Annotated in this window: 17 protein-coding genes and 1 pseudogene; all 18 read left to right on the forward strand. The window is 45.4% G+C overall.

What is annotated here, in order from left to right:
* Window positions 1–2: 2 nt before the first annotated feature.
* The 18 genes and pseudogenes from ACFSUF_RS07580 (at window position 3) to ACFSUF_RS07665 (ending at window position 20961) form a co-directional block, all read left to right on the forward strand.
* Window positions 3–2324 (forward strand): DUF4962 domain-containing protein, encoded by a 2322-nt coding sequence (locus tag ACFSUF_RS07580; protein WP_377601666.1) that lies wholly within the window; start codon window positions 3–5, stop codon window positions 2322–2324.
* Between the two features lie 437 nt (window positions 2325–2761).
* Window positions 2762–3892, forward strand: a complete 1131-nt coding sequence (gene msrA, locus ACFSUF_RS07585) for a peptide-methionine (S)-S-oxide reductase MsrA (RefSeq protein ID WP_377601668.1) — start codon at window positions 2762–2764, stop codon at window positions 3890–3892.
* A 180-nt stretch (window positions 3893–4072) separates the two neighbouring features.
* Window positions 4073–4273: a hypothetical protein gene (locus ACFSUF_RS07590; RefSeq protein ID WP_377601670.1), complete on the forward strand. Its 201-nt coding sequence runs from the start codon at window positions 4073–4075 to the stop codon at window positions 4271–4273.
* A gap of 93 nt (window positions 4274–4366) precedes the next feature.
* The gene (locus tag ACFSUF_RS07595) at window positions 4367–5026 is read left to right on the forward strand and encodes a TVP38/TMEM64 family protein (RefSeq protein ID WP_377601672.1); all 660 of its coding nucleotides are present in this window, start codon (window positions 4367–4369) and stop codon (window positions 5024–5026) included.
* Window positions 5023–6453, forward strand: a complete 1431-nt coding sequence (locus ACFSUF_RS07600) for a dihydrolipoyl dehydrogenase family protein (protein WP_377601674.1) — start codon at window positions 5023–5025, stop codon at window positions 6451–6453. The genes ACFSUF_RS07595 and ACFSUF_RS07600 overlap by 4 nt, the downstream gene beginning before the upstream one ends.
* A gap of 15 nt (window positions 6454–6468) precedes the next feature.
* Entirely contained in the window at window positions 6469–7746 is a 1278-nt protein-coding gene (locus ACFSUF_RS07605) for an ABC transporter substrate-binding protein (RefSeq protein WP_377601676.1), read from the forward strand.
* Window positions 7747–7957: 211 nt separating this feature from the next.
* Entirely contained in the window at window positions 7958–8617 is a 660-nt protein-coding gene (locus ACFSUF_RS07610; protein WP_377601678.1) for an ABC transporter permease subunit, read from the forward strand.
* Complete coding sequence (locus ACFSUF_RS07615; RefSeq protein ID WP_377601680.1) at window positions 8592–9425, forward strand: ABC transporter permease; 834 nt, start codon at window positions 8592–8594, stop codon at window positions 9423–9425. Before ACFSUF_RS07610 ends, ACFSUF_RS07615 begins: the two co-directional genes overlap by 26 nt.
* On the forward strand, window positions 9418–10467 hold the full coding sequence (locus ACFSUF_RS07620) for an ABC transporter ATP-binding protein (RefSeq protein ID WP_377601784.1): 1050 nt from the start codon (window positions 9418–9420) through the stop codon (window positions 10465–10467). Before ACFSUF_RS07615 ends, ACFSUF_RS07620 begins: the two co-directional genes overlap by 8 nt.
* Before the next feature lie 2 nt (window positions 10468–10469).
* A complete protein-coding gene (locus ACFSUF_RS07625; RefSeq protein ID WP_377601682.1) occupies window positions 10470–11072 on the forward strand; it encodes a CDP-alcohol phosphatidyltransferase family protein in 603 nt (200 codons plus the stop codon).
* 127 nt (window positions 11073–11199) lie between these two features.
* Entirely contained in the window at window positions 11200–12435 is a 1236-nt protein-coding gene (locus tag ACFSUF_RS07630) for a sensor histidine kinase (RefSeq protein ID WP_377601684.1), read from the forward strand.
* A gap of 13 nt (window positions 12436–12448) precedes the next feature.
* Window positions 12449–13087 (forward strand): response regulator, encoded by a 639-nt coding sequence (locus ACFSUF_RS07635; RefSeq protein WP_377601786.1) that lies wholly within the window; start codon window positions 12449–12451, stop codon window positions 13085–13087.
* A 316-nt stretch (window positions 13088–13403) separates the two neighbouring features.
* Window positions 13404–15992 (forward strand): phosphoenolpyruvate synthase, encoded by a 2589-nt coding sequence (gene ppsA / locus ACFSUF_RS07640; RefSeq protein WP_377601686.1) that lies wholly within the window; start codon window positions 13404–13406, stop codon window positions 15990–15992.
* 516 nt (window positions 15993–16508) lie between these two features.
* On the forward strand, window positions 16509–16940 hold the full coding sequence (locus tag ACFSUF_RS07645) for a MarR family winged helix-turn-helix transcriptional regulator (protein WP_377601688.1): 432 nt from the start codon (window positions 16509–16511) through the stop codon (window positions 16938–16940).
* Window positions 16941–17095: 155 nt separating this feature from the next.
* Window positions 17096–17188 (forward strand): annotated as a pseudogene (locus ACFSUF_RS07650) (FMN-dependent NADH-azoreductase); the annotation flags it as partial.
* Between the two features lie 202 nt (window positions 17189–17390).
* Window positions 17391–18554, forward strand: coding sequence for an iron-containing alcohol dehydrogenase (locus ACFSUF_RS07655; protein ID WP_377601690.1), 1164 nt, complete (start codon window positions 17391–17393; stop codon window positions 18552–18554).
* Window positions 18555–18579: 25 nt separating this feature from the next.
* Entirely contained in the window at window positions 18580–19683 is a 1104-nt protein-coding gene (locus tag ACFSUF_RS07660; protein ID WP_377601692.1) for an NAD(P)-dependent alcohol dehydrogenase, read from the forward strand.
* Between the two features lie 297 nt (window positions 19684–19980).
* Complete coding sequence (locus ACFSUF_RS07665) at window positions 19981–20961, forward strand: glycerophosphodiester phosphodiesterase family protein (RefSeq protein ID WP_377601694.1); 981 nt, start codon at window positions 19981–19983, stop codon at window positions 20959–20961.
* The last annotated feature ends 28 nt before the right edge of the window (window positions 20962–20989 follow it).

The following is a 20989-nucleotide window of genomic DNA, read 5'->3' on the forward strand; positions in this document are numbered from 1 at the left end:
CCATGAGCCTAAGCCAGGTTTCATTATACCAGCCGAAATCAGGGAAGCTTACGGTACAATACGCTCCCGATGAATATACGGAGATTACGGAGAATCCTCCGAGGTTTACCTGGATGCCTGCACGGCTGGATGATGAGTTGTACGTATTGCAATTGTCAACTGCCGCGGATTTTCCGGAGAAAGCAACGGAGTCGTTCGGCCCGCTTCCAGTAAACCTGTTCACTCCGGATCGCCCACTTGCCGCAGCACGTTATTATTGGCGTTATGCGTTGTTACAAGAAGGGGCTTCCGACCGTTCCAGGCTGGCAACAGGTTGGAGTAAGGTGCGTTCTTTCGAGGTGCCGGAAGGAATCCCGGAAACGCCGCTTCCCGGCAGACAGGAACGCTATACCCGTGTATCCGCTGCCCATCCCCGGCTTTGGCTGGGAGAAGAACGGCTTGCGGAATACCGTGCCATCATAAGGCAGGATCCTGTTACTCCCGGATGGGAAGACTTCTACCGCTGTTCCGTACTGCCATGGACGGATAAACCGCTCATCGAAGAGCCCCGTCCCTACCCTGACAACAAGCGGGTAGCGAAGCTGTGGAGAAAGATGTATATGGACTGTCAGGAAGTGCTTTACGCCATCCGCAATCTCAGTATAGCGGGCGTGGTTCTGGAAGATGCGGACCTCATCGAAAAAGCCAAAACCTGGCTGCTTCACGCGGCGGACTGGAATACCGAGGGAACCACATCGCGCGATTATAATGATGAAGCTGCTTTCCGTATCGCCGGGGCCCTTGCCTGGGGGTACGACTGGCTGTACGGGGAATTATCCGCATCGGAGCGGGAAACAGTCCGCAGCACCCTGTTCCGGCGCACCGAACAGGTAGCGTTTCATGTGATCGAGCGCTCCAAAATACACCATGTTCCCTATGACAGCCATGCGGTTCGTTCCCTTTCTTCCGTGCTGGTTCCATGCTGTATCGCTTTATTCGATGAGGAGCCCAAAGCCCGTACTTGGCTTGACTATACGCTGGAGTATTATTCAGCTCTCTATACGCCTTGGGGAGGACGGGACGGCGGATGGGCAGAAGGCCCGATGTATTGGACTACCGGGATGGCCTTTATGACGGAAGCGATGAATTTGGTGAAAATGTTCACGGGAATCGACTTCTATCAGCGCCCGTTTTTCCAAAAGACAGGGGACTTTCCGCTTTACGTATTCTCTCCCGATACGATCCGTGCCAGCTTCGGAGACATGTCCAATTTGGGCGAGCCGCCGAGCCTAAAGACCGGCTATAACATCCGTCAATTTGCCGGAATTACGGGAAATCCGTATTACCAATGGTATTTTGAACAAGTGAAAGCCCGGGATACCGGAACGGAGGACCGATTCTACAATTACGGCTGGTGGGATTTCCGCTTCGATGAGATCATGTACCGGCTGGATTATCCGCTAGTGGAAGCCAAAGAGCCTGCCGATCTGGCCCCGCTGAAGTGGTTCCGTGATGTAGGCTGGGTAGCCATGCACAGCAAGATGGAGAACCCGGATGAGCATGTCATGCTGCTAGCCAAAAGCTCGCCTTACGGATCCATTTCACATAGCCATGGAGATCAGAATGCTTTCGTCCTGCATGCATACGGTGAGCCGTTAGCCATTGAAAGCGGGTATTATGGATCGTTCGGGAGTACCGTGCATATGAAGTGGCGAAGACAGACCCAATCCAAAAATGCCATTCTCATTGATGGAAACGGGCAATACGCCGGTACGGACAAAAGAAAAAATATGGATGCCTTCGGATCCGTCATCACCGCCGAAGATCGAGGGAATTACCTTTATACGAAGATGGATGCAACCCAAGCCTATCGGGAAGAGGTTCCGTATGTAGACAGATATGAGCGGGAAATTTATTTTTTTGACTCATCTTATTTCGTCATCGTGGACCATATCGACCTTTACCAGCCTGGACGGGTGGATTGGTTATTCCATACACTCTATGAGATGCGCCTGAAAAACCAGTCTTTTCAAGTCAATGGAGAGAAGGCGGACATGGAGGCCCGCTTCGTGTATTGTTCGTCGGGGGAGCTCAGCCTGTCGCAAGATAACACATTTAAGGATGTGGATCCACAGGAAGTGGAGAGCTTGGCGAACCACTGGCATTTCAAGGCAACGACGCGAGAGGCGCTTGGGCACAGGATTGTCACGCTGCTCGTACCTATGAAAACATCATCCCCCAAATATGTATCCTATTTTATGGATGATCAGGACCACGGAATTCACCTGTACTTCACAGAAGACGGGACAACTCATAAAGTGGAAGTTCCAAAAGTTTACAAGTAAATGTAAATAAGCAAGAGCTGCTGATACTCAGCAGCTCTTTTTGTCATCTGCGTTTACAACAAGCGGCATGACTTTTGGCATCCCCCATGAAATTTATCATGTTTTCAACGTCGATACGGCGCTCTTTTGGTTCGAAATCCATGACTCCGCACAGATTTGCCCGCCTTCCCGTCTTGGTACAATGCAAATGTAACAAAAAGGAGGAGGATGGCGGAACGGGTTATCAAGGGATAAGCCGCTGTTGGGAAAGGACAAAGGTAACACTATAAACAAAAAAAGGTGAGTGGATCGGATGACCGGTACGAAAACCAGATTGGCTGTAAGATTTGTTGTATATCTTCTTCTCTTTGTATTAGTTGCCGGAACTTTTTTTGAAGTGAATTGTTTTCTGAACTACTAAAAGCGAATAGCTCCATCTTACGGAGGTGAAGGTAAGGATGAATGTTTCAAAACGTAAATTATATGTACTGTTCACTGCACTCTTAGTTTTTGTCGTATATGCTTTTTCGGGTCTCCTCCACAAAACGCAAACAGTAGAGGGACAAGAGGATACTGCGAATTTGATCGACTCAACGGATGCCCGTCATGAAACGGCTATTTTTGCTGCAGGGTGTTTTTGGAGCACAGAAGAGGCTTACGAAAAACTTCCCGGTGTAACAAGCGTTACCCCCGGCTATATCGGCGGGCCGGAAAAAAATCCGAGCTATGGGGAAGTTGCTGCCGGACTTACAGGGCATCTTGAATCGGTGAAAGTTACTTTTAACCCTGATTTGGTTACCTATGACGAACTATTACAAGTATTCTGGCGGGGTGTAGATCCTACCGATGCAGGTGGTCAATTCGTTGACAGAGGGAAACAATATCAAGCCGCGATTTTTTACAACAGCGACCATCAGAAAAAGCTGGCCGAGGCATCCAGAGATGCGCTTGCAGCGTCCAAACGGTTTGACAAACCGATTGTCACCAAGATCGAAGCCGCTTCCGTATTCTACAAAGCCGAAGATGAGCATCAAGACTATTACAAGAAAAACCCGATCAGCTATAAGATCACCGAGTTCATGTCGGGCCGAGATGCTTTTGCAGATGCGAAATGGGGGAGTGAACGGGAAGTTAAAATTCCTGCAAGGCATACCGTAACCAAGGATTTTAATAAAGAAGAGAAGCTCAAAATGCTTACGAAACTCCAATATCAAGTAACTCAGAACGGGATAGATGAGCCGCCATTTGATAACGAATATTGGGATAATAAAGCGGAAGGCATTTATGTGGATATCGTTTCAGGAGAGCCTCTGTTCAGTTCCAAGGATAAGTATGATGCCGGCACGGGATGGCCTAGTTTTACCAAACCGATCGACCCTGCCAATATCGTTTCGAAGAAAGGCGGATTCCTTGGTATGACTGAGGTGGTTAGAAGCCGCAAAGCGGATTCATTCCTGGGCAACGTATTCTCTGACGGTCCTAAACCAACGGGTCTTCGCTACTGCATCAATTCCGCGTCTTTACAATTTATTCCGAAAGCCGAGCTTGAAGAAAGAGGATACGGCGCTTACGCCAAACAATTTGAATAAGGTGCTATTTACGGGCATGATCTGGTACCAATTGGATTACAATAAACATGACAACAGTCAAGGGACTAATTAAATGATTTGTATTTCACCTATACAATGTTGAATATGATCATTTTATGAACCTGCTCGCGAAATGCCCGGAAGACCAGCGTATGGTTGTCCCTCCAGGCAGCAGCCTGCATGGGATACTATGATCGCTCAGCTGAAAGAACAACGCGAACATCTTTACAATACGTTGAAAGACAAATTGGATATCCTGTACCGGAGAACTTCAAAAAAGCCGAAAATTTCGGAGAGCTGATGCTCACGACTGCAGCGCATTTGTCCAATCATAACGGCATTGTCGCAGCTATGCTGCAAGTGCTGCAGCAGCAAAAATAATAGGCAGACCAAAAACAGCAGTCCAAATTTACATTTGACTGCTGTTTTTCGTAAGAATCGTACTACGTCTTACTAAAAGAAAAGGAGACAGGAATGAAACGGCAATCATGGTTCGTCATATCATTGTTGATCATCGTGGCGGCAGGCGGATTGTATTGGGTCAACCATAATATGCTGCATCTTAGTCCTGAAGATATCAGGACCTGGATTCTCTCTTTCGGCCGGGCTGCACCTGTATTGTATATTCTGATCTACGCCATAAGGCCGTTGATCCTGTTCCCGGCATCGATCCTTTCCTTAACGGGCGGCTTGGCATTCGGACCGGTTTGGGGAACGGTTTATACGATCATTGGAGCGACGCTGGGGGCGGTATTATCCTTTTGGTTAGCACGAGTTTTGGGTACGACCCTGTTGCGTGGCAGGCTGGCGAAATGGGGCAAGCTGGAACCGCAATTGCGGGAAAAGGGCTTTTTCTATATTTTGCTGCTTCGCCTGATTCCAATCTTCCCGTTTGATCTTGTCAGCTATGCTGCCGGTATTTCGAAAGTAAGATTTTCAGCATTTGTATTAGGTACTCTTCTGGGGATCATTCCGGGGACGTTTGCATATAATTTTCTCGGTTCCAGTTTTCTTCAGGGAAAAATGCTATACGTAATTGCTGCTGTGGTTGTGTTTATTCTTGTCTTGCTGATCCCTATTTATCTTAAGAAACATGTAGTCGAAAATCAAAAAAGGAAGGAACGCTTACTTTGAAAAGCTACGATATCATTGTCATTGGCGGAGGATCGGGCGGGCTAACCGTAGCGGCAGGGGCAGTCGGCTTTGGTGCAAAGGTGGCATTGATTGAGAAGGAGCGTGAACCGGGAGGTGACTGCCTTCACACCGGGTGCGTCCCTTCCAAAGCGCTGATTGCTGCAGCTAAGGAGCTATACACGGCCAGGAAAGCAGCCCAAGCATACGGTTTGGAACTGCAAGGCGAGGCCGATTACGGGGAAGCTTTCCGTAGAGTCCAGGCCGCCAAAGCCGCCATTCAACCTCACGACAGCACAGAACGCTTTCGCACATTGGGAGTGGACGTATTTTACGGGTATGGCCAATTTCGGGATTTTCATCATATCGAGATTAATGGCGATGAAGTTATTTTCGGGAAACGGATTGTCATAGCTACAGGCTCCAGAGCAGCGATCCCTCCTATAGAAGGTCTGCAGGATGTAGATTATCTGACCAATGAGAGTGTATTTGATATGAGAGCTTTGCCGAAAAGCCTTGTAGTCATTGGAGGCGGCCCGGTCGGGTTGGAATTGGGTCAGGCTTTGGCCCGCCTTGGCTGCAAGGTAACTGTGATCGATAGAGGTACGCGGTTGTTAAGCAAAGAAGATGAGGAAATCGTTCCCTACGTGCAGGCTGCTCTGGAAAAAGAAATGTCGCTGATGCCGCACACAGCGGTTCACAAAGTTGAAGCCTTGCCTGGCGGCAGAAAGAGGCTTTATATAGAGCAAGACGGAAATATGCTGCAAGTGGAGGCAGACGCCCTATTCATTGCAGCCGGCCGGAAGCCGAATACCGATCGCCTCGGACTTTCTCACATCGGCATAGAGATGGACGGAGATCATATTGCGGCTAAGAGAACATTGCAAACTAACATCCCGCATATTTACGCAGTCGGTGATGTAATCAAGTCGTTTCCGTATACACATGCTGCAGGTATGGAGGGGAAGATCGTCGTAGGAAATGCGGTGTTTGGCCTGAAGCGGAAAGTAAGCTACGACAATGTTCCATGGGTAACGTATACGGATCCGGAAATTTTTCATTTGGGAATGACGGAGAAGGAAGCCCGTGAGCAAGTCGGCGATGAAATCTGCATCTATAAATTATCCTTAGACGAGGTGGATCGGTTTATCACTGACGGGCATACAGAAGGCATCGTCAAAGTCATTACGGACCGTAAAGGGAGGATATTGGGCGCTCATGCGGTCGGGAAAGGTGCGGGGGAATGGATGCAGCAGGCTGTCTTGGCCAAACATTACGGGCACAAGCTCTCCGATATTTCTCAAGTGGTTCATCCTTATCCGGCCTACTCTGAGGCATTGATGAAAACAGCAAATCAATATTGGCAGGGCAAGTTGTTCCAAGGAGTCACCGGACGGCTTTTGCAAGCATATGTAAAACGGTTTCGATAAACGGGAGGATTGCATATGAAGCATAAACGTTCTGTTCCAGTTCTGTTCTTGTTATGTGTTCTTTGTGTTTTAACAGCCGCTTGCTCCGGCAACCCGTCATTCGATGAAGGAAAGGATGCCGGAGACAATTCACTTCTTGCGGGAGACTGGGATCAAGTATTGAGCGAGTCCAGAGGGCAAACCGTGGATTGGTATATGTGGGGCGGAAACGACGCAATCAATGAATTTGTGGATCGTACATATGGGACTCTGTTAAAGAAGCAGTATGATATCACGCTGCGGCGCGTGCCCATCAGCGATACAGCGGAAGCAGTAACGAAAGTGTTAAACGAAAAGCAGGCGGGCAAGCACCAAGGCGGAAGTGTCGATTTGATTTGGCTCAACGGAGAAAACTTTGCTACTCTGAAGCAAGCAAATGCATTGTTCGGACCATTCTCCACCAAGCTTCCCAATGCAAAATACGTCGATTACTCCAATCCCGCAGTTTCGATGGATTTTGGGTTAAACACGGAGGGATACGAATCGGTATGGGGAAGCGCCCAGTTTCAATTCGTATACGATTCCAGCAGAATTCGTCCGGATGAGTTGCCACATAGCTACAAAGAATTAAAGTTATGGGCAGAGAAGCATCCCGGCAGATTCACCTACGTTGCGCCTCCGGACTATACAGGAACCCGCTTTGTGAAGCAGTTGTTCTACGAATTGACCGGAGGATATCAGAAGTGGTCTAAGCCGTTTGATCAGCAACAATTCAATGCCGAAGCCCCCAAGGTCTGGAGTTATTTAAACGAGTTGAAGCCGTCCTTATGGAGAAAAGGGGAAACCTACCCTAAAACGCTCGCTGAACTTACGTCCCTGTTCAATAATAACGAGGTCGATTTTGCCTTCACACAGGATATCGGAGGTATAGCTGCTGAGATCAGGAAAGGAAAGCTGCCCGAGACGGCGCGTCCTTATGTTTTCGATACAGGTACGATCGGCGATTATCATTATGTGGCTATTCCATACAATGCTGCCAACAAAGCCGCAGCTATGGCAGTCGCTAATCTGATTCTGGATCCAAAGCTTCAATACGAAAAAGCTGATCCCGACAGCGGGTGGGGAGACGGCATCGGTATCGATCCTGCAACTTTGGAGGGAGAGCATAAAAAGCTGTATGACCGGCTAAATAGCAACGGCAACACAGCCGTGCCACTGGACGTTCTGCTGAAACGCAAGCTCCCAGATCTGCAGGCTGCCTATACACCGGCTTTGGAAGAAGGATGGAAGAAATATGTTTTATACCAGAAGTAAACCAATAAGGCTGCTTATCACGGCCTGTATGCTTTTTCCCGCTCTGTTGATTGTCACCGGATCGTTCGTTGCCGGGCTGTTCATTAGCTTCGTCCAAAGCCTGGATTACTTCCCCCTTATAGGTAAAACAACGTTCTCTTTACATGCCTACATACAAATATTCCATTCCTCCTTATTTTATCGGTCGCTCTTGTTTTCATTGGGGATATCCTTGGCTGCAACGTTGATTTCGGCGCTCATTGCTGTTGTCATAGCAATGTGGCTTCGAAGGTATGCAAATCAGGGAGGATGGCTGTATTTCCTGCTGCAGTTCAATTTGCCCGTTCCGCATGTAGTCGGAGCCATCGCCATGCTAACACTTTTTGGTCAAAGCGGACTGCTTTCCCGGCTTGCTTACTGGGCAGGCATGATCCGGCAGCCTTCTGAATTTCCGGTATTGGTTACCGATTCATACGGGATGGGAATCGTTCTGGAATATGTCTGGAAGGAAGTTCCTTTTATCGCCATATCCGTTCTGAGCATTCTGAAGTCCTGGACCGTTCCATACGAAAAGCAGCTGCAGCTCCTCGGTGCCGGCATGTGGCATAGATGGAGATTCGTCACCCTGCCTTTCATGCTGCCTGCATTAACTGCATCTTCGATCATCGTGTTTGCCTACTCTTTCGGCTCGTTCGAAGTGCCTTTCGTCTTAGGATCCGTCAGCAGGCCTACCTTGCCGATTTGGAGTTATCAGTCCTACCTGAATCCGGATCTTACGCATCGTTCGGAGGCAATGGCCATCAATATGGTCATTACGCTGATTAGCATGTTCCTTATCATTTTTTATATGAAATGGGGGGAAGGTTATGCGGCGAAACGGCATAAAATCTAGGGAAATCTCCGGTTTGCTGGTGACGCTTCTTCTCATTCTGTTTGTATTTCTTCCCTTTGTACCTCTGCCGGTTTGGTCACTTGCGGAACAATGGAGATTCCCGGATGTAGTTCCGACCCTTTCTCTGAGGGCATGGCATGATATGTTTGCAACTCATTCTCAAGTAATGGATGCGGTGGTAAACAGCCTGGGGTTGGCCGCTGCTGTTAGTTTGCTGTCTCAAGCACTGGCGTATCCGGCTGCACGCGCATTGGGGCTCTATGTAAAAAGGGGCAACAAAACAATTCGATTACTGCTCATAGCCCCGATCTTGATTCCCGGGATTTCCATTGCAATTGGCGTACATGTCTTGTTTTTGCGCCTAGGATTATCCGACCGCTGGATTGGAGTTCTGCTGTCGCACTTGATTCCGGCCGTTCCGTACTCCATTTATTTGTTGTATGGGTTTTATGCAGGATACGACATTGGATATGAAAAGCAGGTTCGGCTGCTGGGAGCGGGTAAACTGCAAACATTCAGGCTGGTGGAGCTGCCTTTGCTGCAGTCGGTTCTGCCGCTTAGCTTCTTATATAGTTTTTTGATTTCGTGGAGCCAATATTTATTTACAGTTTTTATCGGCGGCGGCAGTCTGATTACGCTTCCGATGCTGCTATTCAGCACGTTAAGCAGCGGCGATTTTACGCTCTTGGGCACGCTTTGCATCATCTTTATGCTGCCGGCGCTTCTGATCGTTGTGTTCAGTTCCATAGGATTGAAGCGTGATGGTTACAAAGGAAAGGAGGTACATCGTGTTGACCCGAATGTCTGAGCCGTTTTTACAGGTAAGCGATATTACATACAGGTACGATCACGCCGAGTCCTTCTCTCTGGCGAAGCAGTCTTTTTCCCTTGGGCAAGGGAAATTGCTTGTCATCCTCGGTCCTTCCGGCAGTGGAAAATCAACGCTGCTTCAGCTGGTCGCCGGATTATTACGACCAAACGAGGGAACTATCCTAATGGGAGGGAAACCGATTAACCATCTTCCTCCTGAGAAAAGAAATCTGTCTATGATCTTTCAAAAGCCTTATTTGCTTCCTTTTCTTACGGTGGGAGCGAATGTGGAAATCGGGCTGAAAATCAAAGGATTGCCTGCCCGTGAACGTAAAATGAAAGCGGAACAAATGCTGAAGGATGTCGGTTTGGAAGGATTTTATGACCGTCCGTTAGCTTCCCTTTCCGGCGGACAGGAACAGCGTGTGGCGGTAGCAAGATCGCTTGTTATAGAGCCGCAGCTTCTGCTCCTGGACGAGCCGTTCAGCCAATTGGATCCTTTGCTTCGCAGACAGATGGGAAGCTGGCTCTCAGAGATGAAGCAATTATGGAATATCCCGATGATTATGGTCACGCATGACCGGGAAGAAGCGTTGACACTTGGCGACCGGTTTATGATTCTCCGGGATGGAGCAACGGTGCAGAAGGGGACCCTGGAACAGATTTATTACGAGCCGGCTGGCCGATGGGCAGCAAATTTCATGGGGTTGGACAATAAGATCGAGGGGATGAAAAGGGGCAGCAAAGTGAGAACCGTATTGGGGGAGTTAGAAGTCAACCCGAACTGTGCTCACCTCCCGGATGGTCCGGTAGATGTTGTTCTTCGGTCAGAATGGCTGCAAATGGACTCATCATCCTCTATACCTGCAACAATAGAAAGCAGTGTTTTCCGCGGACCATTCACGGACATAAAGGTAAATGTAAGCGGGGAAACGGTCGTCATCAAGCAGCTTGGCCTGGCTGCTTATGAACGCGGTCTAGAAACGGGCATTCGCCTGGATCCTTTTCATGTCTGGTGCCTTTCAAAGGAGATGACCTAATCGTGCTTGATACATACGCTCGTCATACTGTACAACCTGTCATAGAAAAAGGGGCAAGCTTCCTCCGATCAGCTGGCCTGTCCGCGAACACGGTTAGTTGGGCTGCAATGCTGCTCGGTGTAGGAAGCGGGATACTTTTTGTGGCTGGTTTTCCCATAGCTGCGGTTTCCGTTCTATGGTTATCTGGCTATCTCGATGCTGTAGACGGCACGATGGCAAGAATGACCAAACCGTCCAAATGGGGAAATATATTGGATATCACGTTCGACCGGATCGTAGAAGGGACCGCGATAATAGCGCTGCTCATTGTTCATCCGCACGATTATCTGCCTATAGCGCTGAATTTAGCTGCCATCCTGGTTACCATTACGTCGTTTCTCGTAACCGGCAACGTAATTACAAACTCGGGAGGCAAAGGTTTCCATTACAATCCCGGAATTATGGAAAGAACGGAAGCATTCCTGTTTTTCTCTTTGATGATGCTGTTACCCTCGTTGCTCCAGGAGCTCGCATGGCTATTTTTCGCGCTGCTTCTTTTCACCATTTTCAAGCATTTAAGGGATGTCTATGTTTGGCTTCAAAAGTATGATGTTGACAGTATATAACGGCAGCGATTGTCATTCCGCGGAAAATTATTGTTTACCGATCGTTCTCAATATGGTATAAGTGTAAATTAGGTTAGCAAGTCAACATAGATCGTAAAAAGGTAAGGCAAGAGGGGTGAATGGCTGCATGTTGGAAGATACAGATTTTCTAAGGAAAAGCCCCCTTTGGTGGAGATGGTTTTTTGGGCTGAAACTGGTTATGGATGTCATTCTGACCGGTATATTTTATTTTGAATATTCAATTGCCTTCTTTTGGAAACTAAGCTTTGTAATTTTTTCATTGGCGGTTTTTCTCGTTGTCCATCTTTTTTACGCAAATATGAAACGCCGGTGGCTCTTTCACCTCCTTATCATTGATTTTCTAGTGTCTGCATCTTACGGCTATGTGTTTATCGGCGGACACTTTCCGAATCACCTGTTTATCGGGATCACGGCTTTAGCGATTTTAATGTTTTTAAAAAGCCCTCGAATGCTGATCTTATCCAGTATTTTGCTGCTTCTTACCTATCTTGTTACGATGGGAAGCATTGACTGGTACTTATATCGGCATTTTGATGAAACCAGCTACTTCATTTCAGGTTCGTTTATTGTTTTTGCGTGTATCGTAAGCTCGTTAATTAATTTTTATCAAAGTGCGCGAAGAGATACGCTGCAGCTGTATGCTCAACTCCTCCAAACCCATGAAAAGCTGAGGGAATACGCGCTGCAGACGGAAGAGTGGGCCGCTACCAGGGAACGAGTGAGGATTGCCCGCGATATTCATGACACAGTAGGGCATAAACTGACTGCCTTACTGGTGCAGATGCAGGCTGCCCGCAAGCTGGGAGGGCTCGATCCATCACGCAGCGAACAAGCATACCTGGTGTGTGAGGATTTGGTAAGATCGGCTCTGCAAGAAGTGCGGCTTTCGGTTAGGGCTATTCGAGACGAACCTATTAAATCAACATCTTTAGATGATAGCCTGAAACGGCTTTCGGAGGAATTCACCACATTCGCAAAGGTTCAAACGACGTTTAAAGTATCAGGAACTCCGGTCCCGCTGCCAAGCAATCTCCAGTTAACGGCATACCGAATTGTGCAGGAATCCCTGACGAACGCCCAGAAGCATGGACGTGCGAATCAGGCTGAAATCTTATTGACCTATTCCGAAACCGGATTTTCTTTAACTATTATAAATGACGGAGATGTGCCTTCCGAATTGAAGCGGGGCTTTGGATTGATTACGATACAAGAAAGAGTGAAAGAGTGGAATGGAGAGGTAGAGTTCACGATGGACCCTAAAACAGGCTTTGCTGTCGAAGTAACCTTTCCCTACACTTTAACGGAAACGGAGCGTGTATCCATTGAAAATACTGATAGCTGACGATCAACGCCTCATGAGAGAGGGGCTTGCTACGATCATCGGATTGGAACCGGGCATGGAAGTGGTCGGAACCGCGGTCGACGGGAGAGACGCTTATGCCAAGGTGGTCGAATCCCGGCCGGATGTTGTGTTGATGGATATTCGAATGCCGGGCATGGACGGCGTGGAGGGTTCTGAACTTATTCTTAAGCATTTTCCGGAGACGAAAATTTTGATTTTAACAACGTTCGATGATGCGGAACTCATTATGAGAGTTTTGGAGAAAGGCGTCCATGGCTATTTGTTCAAGGATATGCCTTCGGAGGCGATTGTCAGCGCTATTCAGTCCGTGTACAATGGCGGGACCGTCCTTCAACACGACATTACGGCCATGCTGGTACATGAGTTGAAGAAAGTTTCCGAACGGGACCAGCGTAACGGCAATCCGTCTGGCAGCGATGAGCCTGCGGAGTTAGGTCTGTTGACGGAACGTGAGAAGGAAGTGCTCGTTTTATTGGGTCAGGGATATAATAATAAAGAAATGGCCGAATTGCTTCATCTTACGGAAGGCACCGTAAAAAATCACGTTTCCAATATTATTGCCAAGCTGGGGCTGAGAGACCGGACTCAAGCTGCTCTCTTTTCGGTCCGGCATCTCCCATATAAAGCATAATAGGAGCGAAGATGCATACGAAGTCTTACTAGCAGCCTATTTCGCTGCTATGATTGTGTATAAAAAGCGGGGGTAATTTAGGTAAAGAAGGAAGCAGCAGTCGGAACTAACATTATATAGTGGAAATCCAAAAGAACCTGAGCAGTTTGCTCAGGTTCTTTACTATTGCATATAAATAGACGCAATGATATAATCAGATCACGACTGCACATGCATATATAGACGTAGTTATTACATCTTACAATATCATCATACCATGCTGATTAAACAGTTGTCAAATGTTTTTTCTCATATCAAATGGTTAGGAGAGATATTCATGAGTTCTTTGGTTCTCGGCTTTCAGGAAATGGAAAAAACACAGCTGTTGCTCGTTGGCGGAAAAGGGCTGCAGTTAGGGGAATTATCTAAGATTGAAGGCATACAAGTGCCGGAGGGATTTTGTGTTACAACAGAGGGATACCAAAAAGCAATCGGACAAAACGAAACGTATCATGCTTTGTTGGATCAACTTTCCATGCTAACAGTAGAGGACCGAGATCATATTGGTGACATCAGCAGGAAAATTCGACAGACCATTGTGGAAGTTGAAATTCCTTCGGATGTTGTGCAAGCAGTAACTCACTATCTCACCATGTTTGGTCAAGAACACGCTTATGCAGTACGTTCCAGTGCAACTGCTGAAGATTTGCCGTATGCCTCTTTTGCCGGTCAACAAGACACCTATTTAAATATCATCGGTAAAGAAGCAATCATGCAGCATATCAGCAAGTGTTGGGCTTCCCTATTTACGGATCGAGCGGTTATCTACCGTATGCGAAATGGTTTTGACCACAGACAAGTATATTTGTCGGTTATCGTTCAGAGGATGGTTTTCCCTCAGGCTTCAGGGATTTTATTTACCGCCGATCCGATGACTTCCAACCGTAAGCTGCTTTCCATCGATGCCGGTTTTGGACTAGGAGAAGCATTGGTCTCCGGCCTGGTAACTGCCGATTGTTATAAAGTACAGGAGGAGACAATCGTTGATAAGCGGATTGGAACCAAGAAAATAGCTGTCTATGGACGGAAAGAAGGCGGAACAGAGACCCGGCAGATCGATCCCGAACAGCAGAAGATCCAAACATTGACGGAGCAGCAAATATTACAGCTGGCACGCATAGGAAGACAGATCGAAGCTTATTTTGGCTGCCCGCAAGATATCGAATGGTGCCTGGTTGAGGATACATTTTATATTGTCCAAAGTCGGCCAATCACTACTTTATATCCGATCCCTGAAGCGGCTGACCAGGAAAATCACGTGTATGTATCTGTCGGCCACCAACAAATGATGACCGACGCAATGAAGCCGCTGGGATTGTCTTTTTTCCTGTTAACGACTCCTGCACCCATGCGTAAAGCCGGTGGACGGTTGTTTGTTGATATCACACCTCATCTGGCTTCACCAGTTCGCAGAGAACAATTAATAAATACCTTGGGGCAATCCGAACCGCTTATAAAAGACGCGCTGATGACCATTGTAGAGCGTGGTGATTTTATAAAATCGGTACCAGACGATACGAAAATAACGAGCCCCGCCAATAGCACTCCACAAGCTGAAATTGATCCGTCTATCGTTTCTGAATTGATCCAGAGGAATCAAGCATCGATAGAAGAGTTGAAACAAACCATCCGAACGAAATCAGGATTAGACTTGTTTGAATTTATTTTAGAAGATATCCAGCAATTAAAGAACATTTTATTTGACCCGCAAAGTACGGCCGTATTTATGGCCGCTATGAATGCTTCTTCTTGGGTCAATGAACACATGTACAAGTGGTTAGGCGAAAAAAGCGCAGCAGATACGCTTTCACAATCCGTACCAAACAACATTACTTCGGAAATGGGTCTTGCGCTAATGGATGTCGCTGATGTGATTCGTCCTTATCCGAATGTCATTGATTATTTGCAGCATGCCAAAGATGATCACTTTTTGGATGAACTGGTTAAGTTCAATGGAGGAAAGGAAACCAAAGACGCTATCCATGATTTTCTCGTCAAATACGGCATGCGATGCAGTGGAGAAATCGATATTTCGAAAACTCGTTGGAGCGAAAAACCGATCACGCTTGTTCCCATGATTCTTAGCAATATCAAAAACTTTAAGCCTAATTCGGGAAAACGGAAATTTGAACAAGGGCGGCAGGAAGCTCTGAAAAAAGAAGATGAGATACTGGGCCGATTGAAGCAATTACCGGATGGCGAACAGAAAGCTGAGGAAACAAAACAAAGGATCGGCCTGATCCGGAATTTCATCGGTTACCGGGAATATCCCAAATACGGCATGGTGAGCCGCTACTTCGTTTATAAGCAAGCTTTGCTGAAAGAAGCCGAACAACTTCTACGGAACAAAGTAATTCATGACATCGAGGATATATACTATCTTACTTTTGATGAGCTTCATGAAGTCGTACGTACTAATCATTTTGATTACCAGATCATCAGCAAACGAAAAGACGAGTACACATTATATGAAAAATTGACTCCGCCGCGCGTGATCACATCTGATGGTGAAATCATTACAGGCAAGTACAAACGGGAACATCTCCCAGCCGAAGCAATTGCAGGTTTAGCTGTTTCTTCCGGAGTTGTAGAGGGCCGGGCACGGGTTATTATGAACCTGGAAGAGGCTGAACTAGAGGATGGAGATATATTAGTTACCACCTTTACTGACCCTAGCTGGACACCATTGTTTGTGTCCATAAAAGGCCTGGTCACCGAAGTTGGGGGATTAATGACCCATGGAGCAGTTATCGCACGTGAATATGGATTACCGGCAGTTGTCGGAGTGGAGAATGCTACCAAACTGATTAAAGACGGGCAGCGAATTCGCGTACATGGAACAGAAGGGTATATCGAATTATTGTAAAGTTCCCGGTATCAATCGGCTCGACGCCTGCGACTGAACGCATGCTGACGTTCAATCGCAGGGATCAGCCTCGCCTTCTTAATCATCGTTCCGATCGTTTGGCAGTTCTTTTTCTATTGCCTATGGCTCTTGGCTGTGGGTTAAGCATCGGTGGTGCCTGCGCCTTCTTGGCAGCAATCCTGAAACCATTCAGTATTAAAATCTAAACCTGCCTGACCTTTACCGAAATTGTATGTCCACATTTCATTTGAGTCAGGAACATTTCGCACGAAAAAACTGGCCCACTTGATGCTCAATAAGCTAAACTTTACTTTTATTTTTTATAAATGTTTTTTGATAAGGAGTTTAGGAAAAGCGGATTTATATAAAATGATGAAACAAGAAGGCATATGAATTGCAAAAAAGATCGAGAGTAATAAATAGGTAAGCTTATTTGTTGACAAATTATTAAGATAAAAATATAATTGCTATAGCAATAATAGACATAGAAACTTGTTGTAAATAATTTTAGGGGTGATGATGCTGAAAAATAACATAAATGATTTTATTGGTATTATGATTCATCGAGCTGATTTAACTTTAACAAGTCAAATGAAAAAAAAGCTTGCTCCGTATGATATCACTGCGGAGCAGAATATCATCATGCTACTTCTATGGAATAAAGATGGTGTTACCCAAAAAGAAATTGCTGAGCAATTGAATAAAGACCAAACAAATATTGCCCGGATGATTTTTAGCCTTGAAAAGAAAGGGTTTATCCATCGAGTTACACCAGAATACGATAGACGTTCCCTCGTGGTTTGGCTCACGGAAAAGGGGAGAGAACTTGAAAACTTGGTAGCTCCATTGTCATTAGAGTTTAATCAAAAGATAACTGAAGGGCTAACAGAAGAAGAACTTTTGGATTTTAAAAGGATCATTGCTAAAATCAGACAAAATGCATGTTAACACATGCGTTTTTCACCCCTATATAGTTGCTATGTCTATTATATGCATATTTATTAAGAACAATGTGAGTGAAAAGATTTAAAACTCAACGTCATAATGGGAAATTAAAATTGTCAAAAAGTATTGTTTGTTAAAGCGAATAATCTGCCAATGGAGCAACAGGCGGAGTGTATTCCGATGGTCCTGCAGCAGCAATGGAAATGGCTGTATACTATATAACGAATAGAAATACATTCTTTGGGAAAAAGTAATTTATGAAAGGCACAATTAAAAACAGATTAGATGCAGCTTCTGCTCTAGCGAAGAACTTCTAATATGTCATCTGCTTATTTAGAAAAGTGCATGTAACAAAAATATGTATTTTTTAAAAAAAAGCTAATAGTTGCTATACACATTATATGTATAGCGATCAAGTGAGTTCATACCAACTATTTTAAGGAGGACTATACCATGATTTTTCGTTCACCAAAATCTGTATACTTTGGAAATCAATCTTTAAATAATTTAGGGGCTATATTAAAAGAATTGGGGATTAAAAAACCATTAATTGTCACAGATAAGTTTTTATCAGGTAGCGCATTAATGGATAAAGTAAAAAATCCATTAGAAGAATCAAAGGTTGCCTATGGTATTTTCGATGAAACAATGCCAGAACCAACAACAAAATCTATAGACAATTTACGTGAGTTTTTCGCAAAAGATAATTATGACGGATTGGTTGCATTTGGTGGTGGAAGTGCCATGGACTCAGCAAAAGCATTGGCTGTCATGGAAACATTTGGCGGGCAATATCGACAGTGGCATGTTCCGAACACACCGAATGACGATGTTAAATATCCGATTATTGCTATCCCAACGACTGCCGGGACCGGATCTGAAGTAAGTAATGCGTGCATTTTGAAAGAAGATTCTGGCGAGAAACTAATATATTTAGGTGCTTCTTGTGTTCCTGCAGCAGCGATTATTGATTATGAATTCACTTTGGATATGCCAGCTAAATTAACGGCAGCAGCAGGTATTGATGCATTAGCACATGCACTTGAGTCATATATTTCCCGCGGTGCTAATCCGTATAGTGATGCAATGGCTATCCATGCGATGAAGTTAATAGGTCCAAACTTAAGAAAAGTATATAACAACCCGCATGATAGTGAAGCAAGAGAAGCTGTTATGATCGGTGCCAACCAAGCTGGTTATGCGTTTACTAGTGCAGGATTGACACTTGTTCATGGAATGAGCGCACCACTTGGAGGTCTATTCCATATTCAACACGGATTATCGAATGCAATGATTATGCCAGCTGTTCACCGTTATTCTTTAAAACATGAACTTCCTCGCTATGCTGAAGCAGCACGAATAATGGGGTTAGTAGATGCAAAAGCAAGCGATAATGAAGCAGGACAAGCTTTAATTGATGAGTTAAGTGCTTTAAACAAAGAGTTAAATATCCCAACACTGGAAGAATTTGGTGTAGATAAAGAGAAATATTTTAATTCATTAGAATTGATGGCAAAACAAGCGTTAGCAAGTGGTGCGCCACAATTAAACCCAATTGTTCCAAATGAACAAGAATTAGTTGAACTTTACAAAGAAATCTGGAATGAACGCTGGTAAATGAACCAAAAGGAGGGGTTTTAACATGCAAATTAAAGCAGCTGTTGCAAGAGAAAAAGGTCAAAAGTTAAGTTTAGAAAACTTGCAAATCGATGAGCCACGTGAAAATGAAGTACTCGTTCGCATTGTGGCAGCAGGTATTTGCCACACCGACTTGTCTGTAAGGGATCAACATGTTCCCGTACCTCTTCCTGTTGTACTTGGACATGAAGGGTCAGGAATTGTAGAAAAGATTGGCTCAAGAGTCACGAAAGTGAAACCTGGAGATAAAGTGGTCCTAAGCTTAGGGTCGGATGGAGAATGTGAAAAATGTAAAGCAGGTCTTCCAAGCTACTGCGAACATCATAATGAATATAATTTTGCAGGTTCTCGTTTGGATGGAAGCGTATCTTTACATCATCATGATGAGGACATTCACAGTCACTTCTTTAGCCAATCCTCATTTGCCACATACTCAATCGCTGATGAAAGTGGTGTGGTTAAGGTAGAAGATGATGCACCTATAGAATATCTGGGACCCTTTGCTTGTGGTATCATGACAGGTGCCGGCTCTATTATGAATACTTTGCGTCCAGAACCCGGGACAAGCATTGTCGTTTTCGGTGCCGGAGCTGTCGGACTTAGTGCGATTATGGCAGCTAAAGTTGTTGGATGTACAACCATTATTGCAGTCGATTTGAAAGAAAATCGTCTTGAATTAGCAAAAAATGTAGGGGCTACCCATGTGATTAATCCAAGTAAAGAAAATATGGTAGAACGTGTAAAAGAACTGACGAATGGTAAAGGGGCTCATTATGCTTTTGAGTCTACAGGAATCCCCCATGTTATGTCTGATTCGTTTGATATTTTGGCTGAAAATGGTTCTTCTTATATTACAGGTGTAACACCTCTTGGAACCAAATTGGATTTGGATATTTGGGGTCTTATAAAAGGGAGAAGTATCCGTGGTGGTGTCATGGGAGACGCAGTTCCTAGCACCTTTATTCCACGTTTGGTGGAATTATTCCAACAAGGTCGATTCCCAGTAGATAAAATGATGAGATTCTATCGTTTAGATGAAATTAACCAAGCTATTGAAGACGTCGAAAGTGGAACAACAGTAAAAGCCGTTTTACGAATGGACAAATAGGTTTCTATCCTTTTACACAATTTGTCTACCGTAAGCAGAAGATAACATTATAATGATGAACGATAACCCAATAAATACTCGTAGGCAGCCATCAACATGATCGGCTGCCTTCTCCGCGTTAACGGAAGGATAGTTCAATATGTGTTAATATGAAGTGGACCCTTCATGAATCAACTACCTTTTTTTGCGAGTAGGTGAACCATCAACCGACATCACGAAGTTCAGAGAAACATTGGGGATCATTATAGCAGAAGCTAAACAGCGGCAGCTGGATTTGGTATAGGAGAGGATTTTCATATGAATAGATTGAAAAAAATAGTTAATAACAAGATCATGATATGTCTCGTAGTGCTTATTGTCTTCATGTATTTGAATAACAGCTCTCTTTTTACGAAACAAGGCAGTGGAGACCCTCTGCTTCTAGCTCATCGAGGCCTTGCACAAACTTTTTCGATGGAAGGGATAGCAAACGATACTTGCACAGCCGAACGAATTCATGTGCCGGAGCATCCTTTTTTGGAGAATACCCTTTCATCTATGGAAGCCGCCTTTCGTGCCGGTGCCGATATCGTTGAATTTGACGTACATATAACCAAAGACGGGCAATTTGCTGTTTTCCATGATTGGACATTAGACTGCAGAACGAATGCAGAGGGCGTGACCAGGGATTATACTATGGCCGAGTTGAAAAAATTAGATATTGGTTATGGATATACGGCGGACGGTGGGAAAACATACCCTTTTCGCGGGAAAGGAATGGGGATGATGCCGTCTCTTACAGATGTGCTTACCCGTTTTCCTGAAAATTCCCTCTTAATTCATATTAAGAGCAACGATCCCAAAGAGGGGGAACAGCTCGCTGAATATTTGTCCAAGCTGCCGGAAAAACGCCGAACCCAATTGACGGTATATGGGGGAGATGAACCTGTTTCTGCTTTAAAAGAGAAATTGCCTGATATGCGGGTGATGTCAAAGGCTACCATGAAAAGCTGCTTGCTTCCGTATTTTGCAGTTGGCTGGACCGGGTATGTGCCAGCAGCGTGCAAACATACCCAGCTACATATCCCGGAGAAAATTGCGCCATGGTTATGGGGCTGGCCTAACAAGTTTTTACATCGAATGGAAGAAGCGGATACGCATGTCATTGTTGTCGGTGGAAATGGCACTGAATTTTCAAGCGGGTTGGATACTCCTGAGGACATTGAACGTTTGCCATCGAATTACAGCGGCGGGATTTGGACGAATCGAATTGATATCATCGGGCCTTTATATCAGTGAAACAAAGAAGCCGCAAATGGATGTTCTG

It is taken from the genome of Paenibacillus gansuensis (assembly GCF_042684925.1).
GTDB classification, from domain to species: Bacteria; Bacillota; Bacilli; order Paenibacillales; family DY6; genus Paenibacillus_N; species Paenibacillus_N gansuensis.